19 protein-coding genes and 1 rRNA gene are annotated in these 16,299 nt (G+C 70.6%); 19 read left to right on the top strand and 1 reads right to left on the bottom strand.

The genetic code is table 11. The features are described from left to right. The first annotated feature begins 21 nt into the window (after window positions 1-21). The 11 genes from rrf to recN all read left to right on the top strand — a co-directional run bounded on the left by rrf (window position 22) and on the right by recN (window position 8,328). Window positions 22-138, top strand: a 5S ribosomal RNA gene (gene rrf / locus IE660_RS02375). 121 nt (window positions 139-259) lie between these two features. Continuing rightward, window positions 260-844, top strand: a complete 585-nt coding sequence (locus IE660_RS02370; protein ID WP_203566693.1) for a hypothetical protein — start codon at window positions 260-262, stop codon at window positions 842-844. 29 nt (window positions 845-873) lie between these two features. Continuing rightward, window positions 874-1,704, top strand: a complete 831-nt coding sequence (locus tag IE660_RS02365; RefSeq protein ID WP_203566692.1) for a tetratricopeptide repeat protein — start codon at window positions 874-876, stop codon at window positions 1,702-1,704. Next, complete coding sequence (locus IE660_RS02360; RefSeq protein ID WP_203566691.1) at window positions 1,701-2,693, top strand: HAD-IIA family hydrolase; 993 nt, start codon at window positions 1,701-1,703, stop codon at window positions 2,691-2,693. The genes IE660_RS02365 and IE660_RS02360 overlap by 4 nt, the downstream gene beginning before the upstream one ends. A 50-nt stretch (window positions 2,694-2,743) precedes the next feature. Then, window positions 2,744-3,337, top strand: coding sequence for a biotin transporter BioY (locus IE660_RS02355; RefSeq protein WP_235996713.1), 594 nt, complete (start codon window positions 2,744-2,746; stop codon window positions 3,335-3,337). A gap of 1 nt (window position 3,338) precedes the next feature. Next, window positions 3,339-4,043 (top strand): energy-coupling factor ABC transporter ATP-binding protein, encoded by a 705-nt coding sequence (locus IE660_RS02350; protein ID WP_203566690.1) that lies wholly within the window; start codon window positions 3,339-3,341, stop codon window positions 4,041-4,043. Continuing rightward, complete coding sequence (locus tag IE660_RS02345; RefSeq protein WP_203566689.1) at window positions 4,040-4,678, top strand: energy-coupling factor transporter transmembrane component T family protein; 639 nt, start codon at window positions 4,040-4,042, stop codon at window positions 4,676-4,678. Before IE660_RS02350 ends, IE660_RS02345 begins: the two co-directional genes overlap by 4 nt. After that, window positions 4,675-4,908 (top strand): hypothetical protein, encoded by a 234-nt coding sequence (locus IE660_RS02340; RefSeq protein ID WP_203566688.1) that lies wholly within the window; start codon window positions 4,675-4,677, stop codon window positions 4,906-4,908. The genes IE660_RS02345 and IE660_RS02340 overlap by 4 nt, the downstream gene beginning before the upstream one ends. A gap of 1 nt (window position 4,909) precedes the next feature. Beyond that, entirely contained in the window at window positions 4,910-5,635 is a 726-nt protein-coding gene (locus tag IE660_RS02335; RefSeq protein ID WP_203566687.1) for a TlyA family RNA methyltransferase, read from the top strand. 69 nt (window positions 5,636-5,704) lie between these two features. Further along, window positions 5,705-6,592: an NAD kinase gene (locus tag IE660_RS02330; protein WP_203566686.1), complete on the top strand. Its 888-nt coding sequence runs from the start codon at window positions 5,705-5,707 to the stop codon at window positions 6,590-6,592. Then, window positions 6,589-8,328, top strand: a complete 1,740-nt coding sequence (recN, locus tag IE660_RS02325) for a DNA repair protein RecN (protein WP_203566685.1) — start codon at window positions 6,589-6,591, stop codon at window positions 8,326-8,328. The genes IE660_RS02330 and recN overlap by 4 nt, the downstream gene beginning before the upstream one ends. On the opposite strand, the gene IE660_RS02320 is transcribed toward recN, so the two are convergent. Further along, complete coding sequence (locus IE660_RS02320) at window positions 8,298-9,323, bottom strand: ATP-dependent DNA ligase (RefSeq protein WP_235996710.1); 1,026 nt, start codon at window positions 9,321-9,323, stop codon at window positions 8,298-8,300. The genes recN and IE660_RS02320 overlap by 31 nt on opposite strands. Before the next feature lie 185 nt (window positions 9,324-9,508). Between IE660_RS02320 and IE660_RS02315 the strand changes: the two genes are divergently transcribed. Genes IE660_RS02315 through IE660_RS02280 form a run of 8 tightly spaced genes read left to right on the top strand, consistent with a single transcriptional unit; the run spans window position 9,509 to window position 16,293 of the window. After that, entirely contained in the window at window positions 9,509-11,167 is a 1,659-nt protein-coding gene (locus IE660_RS02315) for a CTP synthase (RefSeq protein WP_203566974.1), read from the top strand. Further along, window positions 11,164-11,850 carry an NUDIX domain-containing protein gene (locus IE660_RS02310; RefSeq protein WP_203566683.1) on the top strand — a complete coding sequence of 229 codons (687 nt, stop codon included), beginning with the start codon at window positions 11,164-11,166 and terminating at the stop codon, window positions 11,848-11,850. Before IE660_RS02315 ends, IE660_RS02310 begins: the two co-directional genes overlap by 4 nt. Then, on the top strand, window positions 11,828-12,775 hold the full coding sequence (locus IE660_RS02305) for a site-specific tyrosine recombinase XerD (RefSeq protein ID WP_203566682.1): 948 nt from the start codon (window positions 11,828-11,830) through the stop codon (window positions 12,773-12,775). Before IE660_RS02310 ends, IE660_RS02305 begins: the two co-directional genes overlap by 23 nt. Before the next feature lie 57 nt (window positions 12,776-12,832). Beyond that, the gene (locus IE660_RS02300) at window positions 12,833-13,762 is read left to right on the top strand and encodes a ParA family protein (protein WP_203566681.1); all 930 of its coding nucleotides are present in this window, start codon (window positions 12,833-12,835) and stop codon (window positions 13,760-13,762) included. Beyond that, window positions 13,747-14,076: a hypothetical protein gene (locus IE660_RS02295; RefSeq protein WP_203566680.1), complete on the top strand. Its 330-nt coding sequence runs from the start codon at window positions 13,747-13,749 to the stop codon at window positions 14,074-14,076. Before IE660_RS02300 ends, IE660_RS02295 begins: the two co-directional genes overlap by 16 nt. Beyond that, window positions 14,073-14,906 (top strand): segregation and condensation protein A, encoded by an 834-nt coding sequence (locus IE660_RS02290; RefSeq protein WP_203566679.1) that lies wholly within the window; start codon window positions 14,073-14,075, stop codon window positions 14,904-14,906. Before IE660_RS02295 ends, IE660_RS02290 begins: the two co-directional genes overlap by 4 nt. Then, window positions 14,903-15,544, top strand: a complete 642-nt coding sequence (gene scpB / locus IE660_RS02285; protein WP_203566678.1) for an SMC-Scp complex subunit ScpB — start codon at window positions 14,903-14,905, stop codon at window positions 15,542-15,544. The genes IE660_RS02290 and scpB overlap by 4 nt, the downstream gene beginning before the upstream one ends. Further along, complete coding sequence (locus tag IE660_RS02280; protein WP_203566677.1) at window positions 15,541-16,293, top strand: pseudouridine synthase; 753 nt, start codon at window positions 15,541-15,543, stop codon at window positions 16,291-16,293. Before scpB ends, IE660_RS02280 begins: the two co-directional genes overlap by 4 nt. The last annotated feature ends 6 nt before the right edge of the window (window positions 16,294-16,299 follow it).

Here is a 16,299-nt window from a genome sequence, read left to right as displayed (position 1 = left end):
TCCGACACATCTCCATAGTGTTTCGGTGACCATGGCGAAAGGGAAACACCCGGCTCCATTCCGAACCCGGAAGTTAAGCCTTTCAGCGCCGATGGTACTGCAGGGGGGACCCTGTGGGAGACTAGGACGTCGCCGGACTTACACACACCTCTGCCGGACCTGAACAATCAGGTCCGGCAGGGGTGTTTTTCATTTGTGCTAGTCGCCTGTGGTGGCCTTTGCTCCGGCCGGTCACGGTGCGGCAGGATGGAGCCCATGAGTGACTCGCGTCGAGAAGATGATCGTCGTGGTGGACGAGGCGACGGCGCGCGTCCAGGGGGCCGAAGCGGACGAGCTGGCTCCGACCGCCAAGGGTTTGGCGGTCGACGAAGCGATGGTGATCGCCGGCCTCGCCAGGAGGGCTCGGAGCGTCCCCGCAGGGATGACCGATCTCGTGGAGAGCGACCGCAGCGCGATGACAAGCCCCGCCGTGACGACCGGCCCCGCGGTGAACGTCCGCAGCGCGACGACCGGTTCGCCCGCGATGACCGACCGAGGCGCGATGACCGACCGAGGCGCGACGCCGCACCCCGCGGTGAGCGTGACAGCCGATACAGCCGTGATGACCGCCCACGCGGTGAGCGTCCGCAGCGCGACGATCGGTTTGCGCGTGACGACCGGCCGAGGCGTGATGACCGAGCACGCGGCGAGCGGCCGCAGCGTGACAGTCGCTACAGCCGGGACGACCGTCCCCGCACTGAGCGTCCCCGTGGTGAGCGTCCGCAGCGGGATGACCGGCCCCGCCGCGACGACGCGGGTCGCCCCGGGCGCTTCCAGCGTGATCGCGATCGGGACCCAGGGCTGACCCGCGAACAGGTCCGTGAGCAGGAACGGGTGCAGCGTCCCGGTCTCGCCCCGAAGGCCAACGAGCCCGAGACCCCAGTCGAGTACGACGAGAAGGCCCTGCCCCGCGCCGTGCGCGCCGAACTGCGAGGGCTTCCCGTCGACCTGGCCCGCATCGTCGGCGCCCACCTGTGGGCCGCCGGTGAGGCACTCGACTCCGATCCTGAGCTCGCCCTGGCCCACGCGCAGGCCGCGAGGCGTCGCGCAGCTCGACTCCCGGTCGTCCGCGAGGCGACGGCCGAGACCGCGCATGCCGCAGGTGAGTGGGCCGTGGCCCTCACCGAGTACCGGGCCCTGCACCGGATGACCGGATCGCCCGACTACCTGCCGGTGATGGCCGACTGCGAGCGGGCGCTGGGTCGTCCACGTGAAGCACTCAAGTTGGCCAAGCAGGCCGGTGAACGCGGACTGTCACCAGAACAGTGGCTCGAGATGGTCATCGTCGAAGCGGGTGCCCGCGCTGACCTGGGCCAGGCCGACGAGGGAGTCCGGGTGCTGAAGCAGGCGATCAGCTCCCGCCGAGGCCCCAAGCTCTCACAGGCGCGACTGCGCTACGCCCTGGCCGACCTCGCCATCCAGGACGGCGACACCGACCTGGCCGGGCGGATGTTCGCCGAGGCCGACCGACTCGACACCGACCACGACCTCGACGCCGACGAGCGGCTCGCCGAGCTCGAGGGACGCCCCGTGGTGCCCCGGGAGGACGAGGACGTCGCGCTCGTCCAGTGGGGGATCCCGGAGCAGGACGACGACGAGGACGAGGGCGACGAGGCCAGCGCAGATGCCGAGGCCCAGGACTCCGGCGAGGAGGAGCAGCCGTGAGCAAGCCCTTGGTGGACGGCTACGACGCAGCCCTGTTCGACCTCGACGGGGTCGTCTACCTCGGACCGGTCGTCGTCGAGGGGGCCGGCGACGGTATCGCCGCCCTGCGCGCGCTCGGGGTGCACATCGGGTTCGTCACGAACAACGCCGCCCGCAGTCCCCAGCACGTGGCTGACCACTTGAACGAACTCGGCGTCGCGGCCCAGGTCGCTGACGTGGTGACCAGTGCCCAGGCCTGCGCGCGGCTGATGGCCTCCGAGCTCGAGCCTGGGGCCAAGGTCCTGGTGGTCGGCACCGAGGCGTTCGCGGCCGAGATCGCCGCCGTGGGCCTGGTGCCGGTCTCGTCCCATCGTGACCAGCCGACCGCGGTCGCGCAGGGCTACCACCCGGCGCTGCCGTGGTCACTGGTCGACGAGGCATGCTTCGCCATCCAGCGGGGCGCCCGGTGGTACGTCAGCAACACCGACTCGACCCGACCCACCGACCTCGGGCTGGTGCCCGGCGCCGGGTCGCAGATCCAGGCTGTCCGCAACGTCGTCGGTGTCGATCCCGTGGTCGCCGGCAAGCCCTACACGCCGCTGATGCACGAGACGGTCCGCCGCTTGGCCGCTGAGCGCCCGATCTTCGTCGGTGATCGCATCGACACCGACATCATGGGCGCGGTCGCGGTGGGCATGGACTCGCTGTTCGTGTTCACCGGCGCCCACGGCAAGCACGATCTGGTCGCCGCCGACCACACCGGACGCCCCACCCACCTGGGTTGGGACCTGCGCGCCCTGTTGGCCCCTGAGCGTCAGCTCGTGGTCCACGGCACAGGCACCACCTGTGGCGACGCCACGGTTCGTCTGGCCGCCGGCGAGGTAGTCCTCGACGAGGTGCCCACCGATCGCGAGGGCCAACTGGATGCACTGTGGGCGTTGCTGCACGTGGTGTGGACCCACGGGGCCCGCGCCGATCGCGCACTCGAGGAGCTCGCGCTGCTGCACTGAGGCAACCGCGCGATAGGGTCGAGGCTGTGTCGTCGACCAGGAGGCCCCCGTTGAACCGATCTGATCGGAACCCCATGATGGACGTGGCCCTGGTGGCCGTGTTCGCCGCGCTGATCGCCGCGTTCTCCCTCGTCCCGGGCATCAACCTGGTGGTCGTCCCGATCACCCTGCAGACCCTGGCCGTCGGCCTCACCGCGATGGTGATCGGGCCCTGGCGCGCCTTCGCCGCCACCAGCCTCTACCTGCTGGTCGGTTTCGCCGGCCTTCCGGTGTTCGCGAACGGCGCCGCTGGCATCGGGGTGTTGGCTCGAGGTTCGGCTGGCTACCTGCTCAGCTTCCCGCTCTACGCGCTGCTGGTCGGCCTGCTGGCCCAGGCCGTGGTGCGTCGCGGCTGGCGCCAGCGCTGGCTGCGGCTGTTCCTGGCTGGGTTGGTGGGCTCGTTCACCCTCGTCCACCCGATGGGCATCGCGGGCATGATGGTCAACGTCAACCTTCCGCTGGCCAAGGCGTTCACCCTCGACATGACCTTCTGGGTCGGTGACCTGATCAAGACCGCCATCGCCGCGGGCGTGGCCGTGGCGGTGCACAAGGCCTTCCCGGCACTGCTGGCCACCCGGCGGGTGCCTGGCCCCGTCACCGCCTGACGTGATCCGGCTCGAAGGGGCCGGCGTCACCGTCGCCGGGTTCAGCCAGGGCCGGCCCGTCGATCACACCATCCTGCACCCGATCACCCTTGACCTCGACACCCCCCGCACCGCTGTCATCGGCGCCAACGGGTCGGGCAAGTCCACCCTGCTGCGCCTGCTCAACGGCCTGACCCTGCCCAGCCAGGGCCGGGTGCTGGTCGACGATCTCGACACCGCCCGCGACGGAGCGGCCGTGAGGCGTCGTGTGGGTTTCGTCTTCACCGAACCGCTGGCGCAGTTGGTGATGTCGACCCCGGCCGACGACGTCGAACTCAGCCTGCGCCGCCGCCATCGTGACCGCAGCCAGCGTCGTGCCCTGGCCCGCCACCTGCTGACCGAGCAGGGGCTCGCCGACCTCGCCGACTCCTCGGTGCACGACCTGTCCGGCGGTGAGCGGCAACTGGTGGCGCTCACCTCGGTGCTGGCCGTCGAGCCGAGTGTCATCGTCGCCGACGAACCCACCACCCTGCTCGACCTGCGCAACCGCAACCGGGTGCAGACCGCCCTGCTGGCACTGCCCCAGCAATTGGTGGTGGCCACCCACGACCTCGAGTTCGCTGCCGCGTGCGACCGGGCCATCGTCGTCGACGAGGGACGCGTGGTGGCCGACGACCTGCCCGGCCGGGCGATCGACTCCTACCGACGCCTGATGGGTGCCACGTGAGAGCCGGCGCCCAACTGTTCGGTCAGCACCTGCCCACCGGGTCATGGGTGCACCGACTCGGCATCGGCACCAAGTACGCCCTCGTCCTGCTGCCGAGCCTGGCCAGCCTGGTCGTGCGGCAGTGGTGGCTCGCCCTGGCCCTGGTCGCCCTCGGTGCAGGTCTGCTGCTGGCCTCGCGGATCCCTGCCCGCTGGTCGCTGCGACTGCCCTGGTACTTCGTGGTCATGGCCGTGCTGGTCTCGCTGTACGGGTTCATCGCCGTCAGCTGGCAGGCCGGCACCACCACGTTGGCCAACATCATCGGGGCCCTGCTGGTGTCGAGGGTGCTCACCATGACCACACCGGCGGCTGACCTTGTCGACGCCCTGGTCGGTGTCGCCCGACCGCTCGACCGGTTCGTCCCGCAGGCCTCGGAGCGGTTCGGGCTGGCAGTGGCCCTGATGCTGCGCTCAATCCCCCACCTGGTCGACTCGTTCGGGCAGGTGCGCCAGGCTGCCCGTGCCCGCGGACTCCAACGGCGGGTGGCCGGGCTGCTCACCCCCGTGGTGATCATGGCGGTCGCGCACGCCCAACGCAGCGGCGAGGCCCTCACCGCCCGCGGGCTGGGCGACCCCGACGATAGGATCGAGCGGTGAGCGACCAGCACTCCGAGGCGAGCGACAGCGAGCAGACCAGCCCTCCACCGACGACGGGCAACCGGCTGGTCGACGCCGCACTGGCCGAGTTCGGTGACCTCTCCCAGCACCCGCCAACCGAGCACCACGACCGGCTCTCGCAAGTGGCCGACGTGTTGTCGTCGGTGCTGGAGAACTCCCGTGACGGGGTGCAGACCCCGATACCCGGCCTGCCACCGCAGCGAGGCTGACGTGGCCGAGCGCCTCGACCTGGCCCTGGTGCGCCTGGGTCTGGCCCGGTCACGATCCGCCGCCCAGGGGCTCGTCCGAGAGGGCCGGGTGCGGGTCAACGGGACGACGACCACGCGCTCGTCCCACCAGGTGAACCAGACCGACCGGGTCGACGCCGATGTCGACCCGTGGGTCAGCCGGGCCGCCCACAAGCTGATCGGTGCGCTGGACGACCTGCACGTCGACGTCCCCGCCACCTGCCTCGACGCCGGAGCCTCGACCGGTGGCTTCACACAGGTGCTGCTCAGCCGCGGCGCCACCCTCGTCCACGCCTTCGACGTCGGTCACGCCCAACTCGCCCCGGTGCTGCGCGACGACCCCCGGGTGCGCTCCCGGGAGGGATTCAACCTGCGCGAACTCGGCCTCGCCGACCTCGGCGACACGACGGTCGACCTCGTCGTGGCCGACCTGTCGTTCATCTCGCTCACCCTGGTGGTCGAGCCGCTGCTGTCGGTGCTCGACCCGAACGGCACCGCCCTGCTGATGGTCAAGCCGCAGTTCGAGGTGGGTCGCGAGGCACTCGGCGCCGGGGGAGTGGTGGACGACCCGGTGCTGCGGCGCCAGGCCATCGAGCAGGTGGTCATGGCGGTCGAGGCCCAGGGGTGGAGGGTCGTCGACCAGGCCCCCAGCCGCCTGCCCGGACCCTCGGGCAACCTGGAACACTTCCTGCTCTGCCGCCATCCCTGACACCGGGCACTGATGGCTAGGCTGGGAGGCAGTGTCGGCCCCACCGGCGCCACTGACGAGAGGCATTCCATGGAGACCAGGCCGACCTCGCTGGGCATCCTGCTGCACCCGACCCGCACCGAGGCTCGCGAGACCGCCAGCCAGTTCGTGGCCGGTGTCAGCGAGCGTGGCCTGCGCTGTCACCTGGTGCCGGCCCAACAGGAGCTCCTGCCGGTCGCCTCCGAACCGCTCGACCTCGACAACCCACCCGACCTCGACCTGCTCGTGGTCTTCGGTGGTGACGGCACGATCCTCAAGGCCGCAGAACTCGCCCAGCGGCTCGACATCCCCCTGCTCGGGGTCAACCTCGGCCACGTCGGCTTCCTGGCCGAACTCGAGGCCCACGAGGTGGAGTCGCTGGTCGAGGCGATCTCGACCGGTGACTACAGCGTCGAGCCCCGGCTCACCCTGCGCGTTGACGTGCACGACCCTGACGGCACCAAGGTGTGGTCGTCGTTCGCGATGAACGAGGTCTCGCTCGAGAAGGCTGCCCGCGAGCGCATGGTCGAGGTGCTGGTCAGCATCGATGGCCGTCCACTGTCGCAGTGGGGCTGTGACGGGGTGCTGGTCTCGACCCCGACCGGGTCGACCGCCTACGCCTTCAGTGCCGGCGGCCCGGTGATGTGGCCCGACGTGCAGGCCATCATCGTCGTGCCGCTGTCGGCCCACGCCCTGTTCGCCCGACCGCTGGTGCTCAGTCCGCTGGCCGCGGTCGACCTGGACGTGCAGCCTGCCCCCTTCGGCGCCGCTGTGGTGTGGTGCGACGGGCGGCGCAGCGTCGACATCGAACCCGGCAGCCGGATCACCGTCAACCGAGGGGACACCGATATTCGCCTGGTGCGGTTGCAGCCGCAACCGTTCGCTGATCGGCTGGTGAAGAAGTTCGGGCTGCCGGTGCAGGGGTGGCGCGCGCGATGAGCCTGCGCGAGCTCAGCATCACCGGGCTCGGGGTGATCGACCAGGCCACCGTGGAGTTCTCCAGCGGCCTCACCGCGCTCACCGGCGAGACCGGCGCCGGCAAGACCATGGTCACCACCGGTATCGGACTGCTGCTGGGCGAGCGAGCCGACCCCGGCGTCGTCCGTCGTGGCGCCCGCTCGGCCCGGGTCGAAGGACGCTTCGCCGGGGACGACCTGGCCGCCGGCACCCCTGTCGGGACGTTGGTCGATGACGCCGGCGGTGAACTCGACGACGAGGAGCTCTTGGTCGCCCGCCAGGTCAACGAGCAGGGACGATCACGGGCGTGGGTCGGTGGGGCGCAGACCTCGGCCACCTCCCTGGCCGGGGTCACCAGCGAGCTGGTCACCATCCACGGCCAGTCCGAGCAGGTGAGGCTGGGCAGCCCTGAGCGGCAACGCCTGTTGCTCGACCGCTCCTGCGGCCCCGAGCACGTCGCAGCGGTGGCCGCCCACCAGCAGTTGTACGCCGAACGCCAACGCCTCGTGGCTGAGCTGGACGACCTGCGCCGCAGCAGCCAGGAACGTGCCCGCGAGGCCGACCTGCTGCGGTTCGGCTGCGACGAGGTCTCCGCCGTCGCACCACAGCCCGGCGAGGACGACCAGCTGCGCGAGGAGGCCCGTCGGTTGCAGTCGCTGGACGAGCTGCGACTGGAGGCCGGCCGGCTCACCGCCGCCCTCAGTGGTGACCCCGACGGCAGTGGCTACGACGACCACGCCAGCCTCGGCGCCTCAGGTCTGCTCGGCCTGGCCCGCCGCAGCGCCACCGCACTGGCCCGCCTCGACGACCAGGCTGGCGGCCTCAACGAACGCGTGCACGACCTGGCCGGCCAGATCGACGACCTGGCTGCCGACGTCGCCCGCTACACCGACGACCTGGCTGCCGATCCCGCTCGGCTCGACGCGGTGATGGCCCGCCAGGCCGACCTGGCCAGGCTCACCCGCAAGTACGGCACCACCATTGACGAGGTGCTCGCCTGGGCCGACGACGCGACCACCCGGCTGGCCGACCTCGACGGCTCGGACGAGCGGATCGCCGACCTCGAGCACCGCCTCACCGCACTCGACACCGACTTGGCGCGAAGCGCTGCCGCGATCACCGAGCGCCGTGCCACCGGCGCACGCGTCCTCGAGCAGGCCGCCGGGGCCGAACTCGCTGCGCTCGCGCTGCCCGACGCCCAGATCGTCTTCCACCTCGAACCGCGAACCCAGGTGGGGCCGTACGGGGCCGAGCAGGTGAGCCTGCTGTTCAGCGCCAACCCCGGCAGCATGCCCGGCCCACTGTCACGGGTGGCGTCCGGCGGCGAACTGTCCCGGGTGAGGCTCGCCCTCGAGGTGGTGCTCGCCGACGACGACCCCGGCCACACCTTCGTCTTCGACGAGGTGGACGCCGGGATCGGCGGTGCGGTCGCCCTCGAGGTCGGACGACGCCTGGCCCAGCTGGCCCGGCGCTCCCAGGTGATCGTGGTCACCCACCTCGCCCAGGTCGCCGCCTTCGCCGACCGTCAGGTCGTGGTCGCCAAGTCGTCCGACGGACAGGTGACCACCAGTGGCTTGCGGGTGGTCGAGGGCACCGAACGCGAGCAGGAACTCGCCCGGATGATGGGCGGGCTGGAGTCGGCCGACTCGGCCCGAGCCCATGCCCGCGACCTGCTGGACGAGGCTGGTCAGCGGCTGAGCACCCGGCCCAGGTCGTAGCCCGCGGCCACCTCGACCTGGTCGAGGGTGCACGAGCGGGGATCGCGGTCCGGGCGCCACCGCACTAGGGTGACCGCGTGGCGGAAGCGTCGTCCCTCGAGTTGGTCGAACTCCACCTCGGCCACCAGTTCGGGGCGAAGCGCGACGTACTGGGCTTCGGCGTCGACCAGCCGCACCCGACCGTTGCTCGCCGGCAGGGCCACACCCTCCCCCTCGGGCGCCACCAGCGGCTCGAGTTCGGCCAGTAGAGCCTCACGCATCGACTGGCTGAAGGCGCCGATGCCACCGACGTTGACCAGCCGGCCGCGCTCGTCATACATCCCCAGCAGGACTGAACCGACGCCTGAGCCGCGGGCGTGGTGGCGGTAGCCGATCACCACAGCCTCGGCGGTGCGGCGGTGCTTGACCTTGAGCATGCTGCGCCGGCCCGGCTCGTAGCGGGCGCCGAGATCCTTGACCATCACGCCATCCAGACCGGCCCCCTCGAAGGTGGTGAACCACTCGCGGGCCAGGTCGGCGTCGGTGGTCATCGTGGTCAGGTGCACCCCGTAGTCCGGATCGACCTGCTCGAAGACCTGCTCCAGACGCTGACGGCGCTCCCGGAACGGCAACGGCATCAGGTTCTCGTCGTCCAGGCTGAGCAGGTCGAAGCAGACCAGTTCGGCCGGGGTGTCGACCGCCAGTTGCGCGACCCGGCGGGTGGCCGGGTGGATCCGCTGGCTGAGCCCGTCCCAGTCGAGCCGCTCCGCCCCCGGCTCGCCGGTGCGCAGGATGATCTCGGAGTCGACCACGCAGCGTTCGGGAAGCACCGAGACGATCCTGGCCACCACTTCGGGGAAGTAGCGGGTCAACGACTTGTTCATCCGACTGGACAGTTCGATCTGGTCGCCGTCGCGCAGGATCACGCAACGGAAGCCGTCCCACTTCGGTTCGTAGGCGTGGCCGGCCGGCACGGCGTCGTGGGCCGGCACCTCGTCCACGATGCGCGCGAGCATGGGTGCCACAGGCAACTCCATTGGTACGCGCATGTGCCCATCATGACAGCCCTGACCAGCGCGAACGCTGCCGGAGGGTGCATTGGGTGAATAGGCTCGACGTTACATCTGCGTGACGAGTGCGCCGTCGGTTCGCCAGCCACCGTGTGGGCGTGTCAGGATCGGAGTCCGTGGACGACTCCAGGATGAAGAGGGCCCGGGCCCAGACCAAGCACGTGTTCGTGACCGGAGGCGTGGTCTCGTCCCTGGGCAAGGGGCTCACCGCGTCGAGCCTGGGCAGCCTGCTGGTGGCGCGCGGACTGCGGGTGACGATGCAGAAGCTCGACCCGTACCTCAATGTCGACCCCGGCACGATGAACCCGTTCCAGCACGGCGAGGTGTTCGTGACCGAGGACGGGGCTGAGACCGACCTCGACATCGGCCACTACGAGCGCTTTCTCGACGTCGACCTGGGCCGCGACGCCAACGTCACCACCGGACAGGTCTACTCCACCGTGATCGCCCGTGAGCGGCGCGGTGACTACCTCGGTGACACCGTGCAGGTGATCCCTCACATCACCAACGAACTGGTCGACCGGATGCTGTCGATGGCCGGCGACGACGTCGACGTGGTGATCCACGAGGTCGGCGGCACCGTCGGCGACATCGAGTCGTTGCCCTTCCTCGAGGCCGCCCGGCAGGTGCGCCAGCGCGTGGGCCGCGCCAATGTCTTCTTCCTGCACGTCTCGCTGGTGCCCTTCATCGGGCCGGCGGCGGAGATGAAGACCAAGCCGACCCAGCATTCGGTGGCAGCCCTGCGTCAGGTCGGCATCCAGCCCGACGCCATCGTCTGCCGCGCCAACCGCCCGCTGGCCAACAGCATCAAGCGCAAGATCGCGCTGATGTGCGACGTGGACGAGGAGGCCGTCATCCCCTGCGTGGACGCCTCCTCGATCTACGCCATTCCCCGGGTGCTGCACCAGGAGGGACTGGACGCCTACCTGGTCCGTCGACTGAACCTGGCCTTCCGTGACGTCGACTGGACCGTGTGGAACGACCTGCTCGACCGGGTCGAGAACCCCACCGACGAGGTCACCATCGCCCTGGTCGGCAAGTACATCGACCTGCCCGACGCCTACCTCAGCGTCACCGAGGCACTGCGTGCCGGTGGCTTCGCCCACCGCACCAGGGTCAACCTGCGCTGGGTCGCCTCCGACGACTGCGAGACCCCGCAGGGAGCCGAAGAGCACCTCGGTGACGTCCACGGCATCTGCGTGCCCGGAGGGTTCGGCATCCGCGGGGTCGAGGGCAAGCTCGGCGCGATCAGCTACGCCCGTGAGCAGCGCATCCCGCTGCTCGGGCTGTGCCTGGGCCTGCAGTGCATGGTGATCGAGGCCGCACGCAACCTGGCCGGCGTCGGCGATGCCGCCTCGACCGAGTTCGACCCCGACACCGAGCACCCTGTGGTCGCCACCATGGCCGAACAACTGGCGATCGTCGGTGGCGGCGGCGACCTGGGCGGCTCGATGCGGCTGGGCTCCTACCCGGCCACCCTGGTCGAGGGGTCGCTGGCCGCCGAGCTGTACGGCAGCACCTCGGTCACCGAGCGGCACCGCCACCGCTACGAGGTCAACAACGCCTACCGCGACCAACTCGAGCAGGCCGGTCTGGTGTTCAGCGGCACCTCACCCGAACCCGGCCCCAACGGGCACCTGGTCGAGTTCGTCGAACTCTCCCGCGACGTGCACCCGTTCTTCATCGGCACCCAGGCCCATCCCGAGCTCAAGAGCCGACCCACCCGCCCCCATCCGCTGTTCGCGGGGCTCGTCCGGGCCGCCCTCGACCGCCACCAAGGACGCGGATGAGCCACGTTCCCGCCCCGGCCGACCAGGTCACCGAGGTCGATCGGCACGACCACCAGGTGCTCGCCGCAGGTGCCATCTCGACCTTCGTCCAGGACGAGTTCAGCCTCACCGTCGACGGCCACACCGAGACGATGCGCCGCCAGTACATGGGCCACCCCGGGGCGGTGGCGATCATCGCCATCGACGCCGACGACCGGGTGGCCTGCGTGCACCAGTACCGCCACCCGGCCGGGATGACCATGGTCGAGCCGCCGGCCGGACTGCTCGACCGTCCCGACGAGGACCCGTGGGCTGCGGCCCGGCGCGAACTCGCCGAGGAGGCCGAACTGGCCGCCGACCACTGGGCGGTGCTGGCCGACGTGGCCCTGTCGCCGGGCGGAAGCATGGAACAGATCCGGGTCTTCCTGGCCACGGGCCTGCAACCCACTGCCCGCCCCGAGGGGTTCGTGCTCGAGGGCGAGGAACGACTGATGGGCCTGGCCTGGCACCACCTCGACGACCTGGTCGCCGGCATCCTGGGCGGACGACTCTCCAGCCCTTCGCTGATCGCCGGGGTGCTCGCGGTGAAGGCTGCCCGATCCAGCGGCACCACGCTGCTGCCCCCCGACTCGCCGTGGCCGGCTCGCGCGGCACAGCGGCCGCGTCTGGTGGAGTTGCTCGATGAGCTCGCCCGCCGCGAATGAACTGACCCGCTGGGTGCGGGCGTGCCTGGACCACCTGCAGGTCGAGCGCGGGCTGTCGTCCAACACCATCAGCAACTACCGTCGCGACCTCGACCGCTACCTGACCCACCTCGCCGGCCGCGGACGCACGCGGGTCTGTGACGTCACCACCGACGACGTGGTCAGCTTCGCCCGTTGGCTGGCCGAGGGGGACGAGCAGCACCCCGCGTTGGCGCCGGCCAGCACCAACCGCGCGGTGGTCGCGGTGCGCACCCTGCACCGGTTCGCCGTCGACGACGGTTTCCGCGAGGACGACCCCGCCGCCGAGGTGCGGGTGCCCTCACTGCAGCAGCGCCTGCCCAAGGCGCTCACCCTCGACCAGGTCACCCGGCTGCTGCAGGCCCCCGACACCAGCGAGGTCGACGGGCTGCGTGACGCCGCGCTGCTCGAGCTGCTCTACGGCACCGGGGCGCGGATCAGCGAGGTCTGCGCCCTCGACGTCGACGAGGTCACCCGCACTCTGGCCGACGACGACCTGGGGCTGCGGCTGCTCGGCAAGGGCGACAAGCAGCGCGTCGTCCCGCTGGGCAGTTATGCCCGGCAGGCCGTGGACGCATGGCTGGTACGTGGCCGTCCCGGCTGGGCGTCGCGCGCGGCACGGGCCACCCCGGCACTGCTGCTCAACTCTCGCGGGGGCCGGCTGTCACGCCAGAGCGCGTGGGCGGTGCTGCAACGCCACGCGACCGCCGCCGCGCTCGAGGTCGAGGTCAGCCCGCACAGCCTGCGGCACACCTTCGCCACCCACCTGCTCGACGGGGGAGCCGACATCCGGGTGGTGCAGGAGTTGCTCGGCCACGCCTCGGTGACCACCACCCAGATCTACACCAAGGTGACCGTCGAGCATCTTCGTGAGGTCTACCTGACCTCTCACCCGCGCGCATACTAGGCTGACCGCGAGCCGGACGGCCGCCATGACTGGGCGGCCGACCCAGGAAGGAATGTCGTGGAGACACCCCACCCCGAGGGCACCGAGGTGCTGTTCACCGTGCCCACCCCGCTGGACGAGATCGACGAGGCGACGCCTGCCGACCAACTGGGCCCCACCGGTCGTCCGCTGCCCGGCCTGCCCGACCCGCAGCCTCCGGCCTCCGGACCCAAACGGGCCACCATCATCGCGATGTGCAACCAGAAGGGCGGTGTGGGCAAGACCACCACCACCATCAACCTGGGCGCGGCCCTGGTCGAGACCGGCCGGCGGGTGCTGCTGGTCGACTTCGACCCCCAGGGCTCGCTGTCGGTCGGGCTGGGGGTCAACCCGCACACGCTCGAGACCTCGATCTACAACCTGCTGATGTCGCGCAACACCCAGATCGACGACGTGATCTCGCCGACCAGCGTCGACGGCCTCGACATCCTGCCCTCGAACATCGACCTGTCGGCTGCCGAGGTGCAGCTGGTCAGCGAGGTGGCCCGCGAACAGATCCTGGGACGCGTCCTCGACCGGGTCCGCGACCGCTACGACGTGATCCTGATCGACTGCGCGCCGTCGCTGGGCCTGTTGACGGTCAACGCGCTGACGGCCTCCGACAAGGTGATCATCCCGCTGGAGTGCGAGTTCTTCGCCCTGCGCGGGGTGGCGCTGCTCACCGACACGATCAGCAAGGTGCAGGACCGGCTCAACCCCGACCTGGAACTGCTCGGCATCCTCGGCACCATGTTCGACTCACGCACCCTGCACTCGCGCGAGGTGCTCGAGCGGGTGGTGCAGGCCTTCGGCGACGTGGTCTTCCACACCGTGATCCGGCGCACGATCAAGTTCCCCGAGACCACCGTCGCCGGGGAGCCGATCACCACCTACGCGCCCAGCTCGCCCGGGGCGCACGCGTTCCGCGACCTCGCCAAGGAGGTGCTGTTCCGATGCCGAGGCGAGTGAACCTGCCCGGCGCCTCGGAACTGTTCCGTGGCGAGCAGGCCAAACCGACAACCCGGGCCCGGTCGAGTGCGCCTGACCCGGACGCCGAGCCCACCGGCCCGACCCGTCGAGTGCGCCACGACGAGAAGATCACCGTCTACGTCTCCTCTGCAGAACTGCTCGGACTAGAGCAGGCCCGCCTCGACCTGCGCGGTCAGCACGGCATCGCCGTCGACCGCGGACGACTCGTCCGCGAGGCGATCGACATGGCCTTGGCCGACCTCGCCGAGCACGGGGACTCCTCGGAGCTGGTGCGCCGGCTGAGCCAGCCGTGACCACCCCCGCCGCACCGACCGACCTGGCGGGCGAGGCGGTCGGCGGCTTCGTCCTTCGACTCGACAACTTCGAAGGGCCCTTCGACCTGCTGCTGCAGCTGATCAGCCGGCACAAGCTCGACGTCACCGAGGTCGCCCTGTCGAGGGTCACCGACGAGTTCATCGCCCACGTCAAGGCCGCCGGCCCGGTGTGGGACCTGGAACAGACCAGCTCGTTCCTGGTGGTGGCGGCCACCCTGCTCGACCTCAAGGCCGCAAGGCTGCTGCCCCAGGGGGAGGTCGAGGACCCCGAGGACCTCGCCCTGCTCGAGGCCCGCGACCTGCTGTTCGCGCGCCTGCTGCAGTACCGCGCGTTCAAGCAGGTCTCGGCCTGGTTCGCCGCCCGCCTCGGCGAGGAGGCCGCGCGAATGGCCCGCCCCGGCGGACTCGAGCCACAGTTCGCCGCCCTCATGCCCGAAGTGACCCTGGTCAGCCCCGAGCGGCTCGCCGAGATCGCCGCCCGGGCCCTGACCCCGCAGCCGGTGGCCACCGTCGCGCTCGAGCACCTGCACGTCAGCGCGGTCAGCGTGCAGGAGGAGGGAAGGTGGCTGGTCGGCCAGCTGCGCCGACTGGGCACCACCACCTTCCGGGCGCTGGTGCACGACGCCGACGTGGTCACCACCGTCGCCCGGTTCCTGGCCCTGCTGGAACTGTTCCGCGAGTCGGTGGTGGCCTTCGAACAACTCACCCCCCTGGGGGAACTCACCATCCGCTGGAGCGGCGACGACGAGACCGAGCTGACCATCTCGGACGAGTTCGACCAGCCCGTCCTGGCCGAGGAGGCACGATGAACGAGTCGAAGGCGATCGAACCGGCCGTCGAGGCATTGCTGCTGATGGCCACCGAAGCCACCGCCAGCATCACCCTGGCCGAGGCCCTGCAGGTGCCGGTCGAGGTGGTCGACCAGGCCTGCAGCAGCCTCGCAGACTTCTACACCGAGACCGGACGAGGCTTCGAGTTGCGCCATGTCGGCGGCGGCTGGAGGTTGTGGACCCGCCCCGAGCACGCCGACCTGATCGGCACCTGGGTGTTGTCGGGCCAGCACGCCCGACTGTCGCAGGCCGCACTCGAGACCCTGGCCGTGATCGCCTACCTGCAACCGATCGCGCGCTCCCGGGTCTCGGCGGTGCGTGGCGTGAACGTCGACGGCGTCGTCCGCACGTTGCTCGCCCGCGGTCTGGTCGAGGAGGCCGGCCAGGACGAGCGCGGTCAAGCGGCTGTGCTGCGCACCACCGACCTGTTCCTGGAGCGGATGGGTCTGGAGTCGCTGACCGAACTGCCCGAACTCGCCCCGCACCTACCCGATGCCACCGACCTCGAGGAGGAACTCGGCCGAGTGGCCGCAGCCTCGAGGCCGAGCGACCAGACCGACCAGAGCCAGACCGACGAGCCCCAGACCGACCAGAGCGCACCGGAGGACCCGCGATGACCGATCACGAACTGCACGACCAGGCCGAGGGGGTGCGCCTGCAGAAGGTGCTCGCCCAGGCCGGTCTCGCCTCACGCCGGGCCAGCGAGGCACTGATCTGCGAGGGCCGGGTCGAGGTCAACGGCCAGGTGGTGGTCGAGATGGGCATGCGGGTCGACCCCGAGAAGGACGTCATCCGGGTCGACGGGTCACGGATCCCGACCGCGCGACGCCACCAGTACCTGGTGCTCAACAAGCCCCGCGGCGTGGTCTCGACCATGGACGACCCCGAAGGTCGTCCCACGCTCAGCGACTACCTCGGCCGTCGCAAGGACCGGCTGTTCCACGTCGGGCGCCTCGACACCGACACCGAGGGGCTGATCCTGCTCACCAACGACGGGGAGTTCGCCCACCGGATGGCCCACCCCAGCTACGAGGTGCCCAAGACCTACCTGGCTGAGGTCGAGGGCGTCGTCGACGCCAAGGTGGTGCGCCGCCTCGAGAAGGGCGTCACCCTCGACGACGGACCGGTGCGCCCCGACAAGGTCAAGGTCGTCCAGCGGGGCGAGTCGCGCACCCTGCTGCAGATCACCCTGCACGAGGGCCGCAACCGGATCGTCCGCCGGATGATGGACGCGGTCGCCCACCCGGTGCGCAAGCTCAGCCGCACCGCGGTCGGCCCGGTCAGGATCGGCCAACTCAAGGTGGGGGAGACCCGCGAACTCACCCGCGAAGAACTGGGAGCCCTGCTCGACCTCGTCCAGCAGTGAGGCCGG

Source organism: Aestuariimicrobium ganziense (assembly GCF_015352975.1).
In the GTDB taxonomy this organism is placed as follows: Bacteria; Actinomycetota; Actinomycetes; order Propionibacteriales; family Propionibacteriaceae; genus Aestuariimicrobium; species Aestuariimicrobium ganziense.
The sequence above is the reverse complement of the archived record's forward strand: the minus strand, read 5'-3'. Positions and strand labels throughout refer to the sequence as shown.

Excerpts from the sequence above, each read along its gene's own strand:
- IE660_RS02320 (WP_235996710.1), bottom strand. The coding sequence starts at position 9,323 with ATGCTCGCGCGCATCGTGGACGAGGTGCCGGCCCACGACGCCGTGCCG.
- IE660_RS02330 (WP_203566686.1), top strand. The coding sequence starts at position 5,705 with ATGGAGACCAGGCCGACCTCGCTGGGCATCCTGCTGCACCCGACCCGC.
- scpB (WP_203566678.1), top strand. The coding sequence starts at position 14,903 with ATGAACGAGTCGAAGGCGATCGAACCGGCCGTCGAGGCATTGCTGCTG.
- IE660_RS02315 (WP_203566974.1), top strand. The coding sequence starts at position 9,509 with ATGAAGAGGGCCCGGGCCCAGACCAAGCACGTGTTCGTGACCGGAGGC.
- IE660_RS02310 (WP_203566683.1), top strand. The coding sequence starts at position 11,164 with ATGAGCCACGTTCCCGCCCCGGCCGACCAGGTCACCGAGGTCGATCGG.
- IE660_RS02305 (WP_203566682.1), top strand. The coding sequence starts at position 11,828 with ATGAGCTCGCCCGCCGCGAATGAACTGACCCGCTGGGTGCGGGCGTGC.
- IE660_RS02280 (WP_203566677.1), top strand. The coding sequence starts at position 15,541 with ATGACCGATCACGAACTGCACGACCAGGCCGAGGGGGTGCGCCTGCAG.
- IE660_RS02295 (WP_203566680.1), top strand. The coding sequence starts at position 13,747 with ATGCCGAGGCGAGTGAACCTGCCCGGCGCCTCGGAACTGTTCCGTGGC.
- recN (WP_203566685.1), top strand. The coding sequence starts at position 6,589 with ATGAGCCTGCGCGAGCTCAGCATCACCGGGCTCGGGGTGATCGACCAG.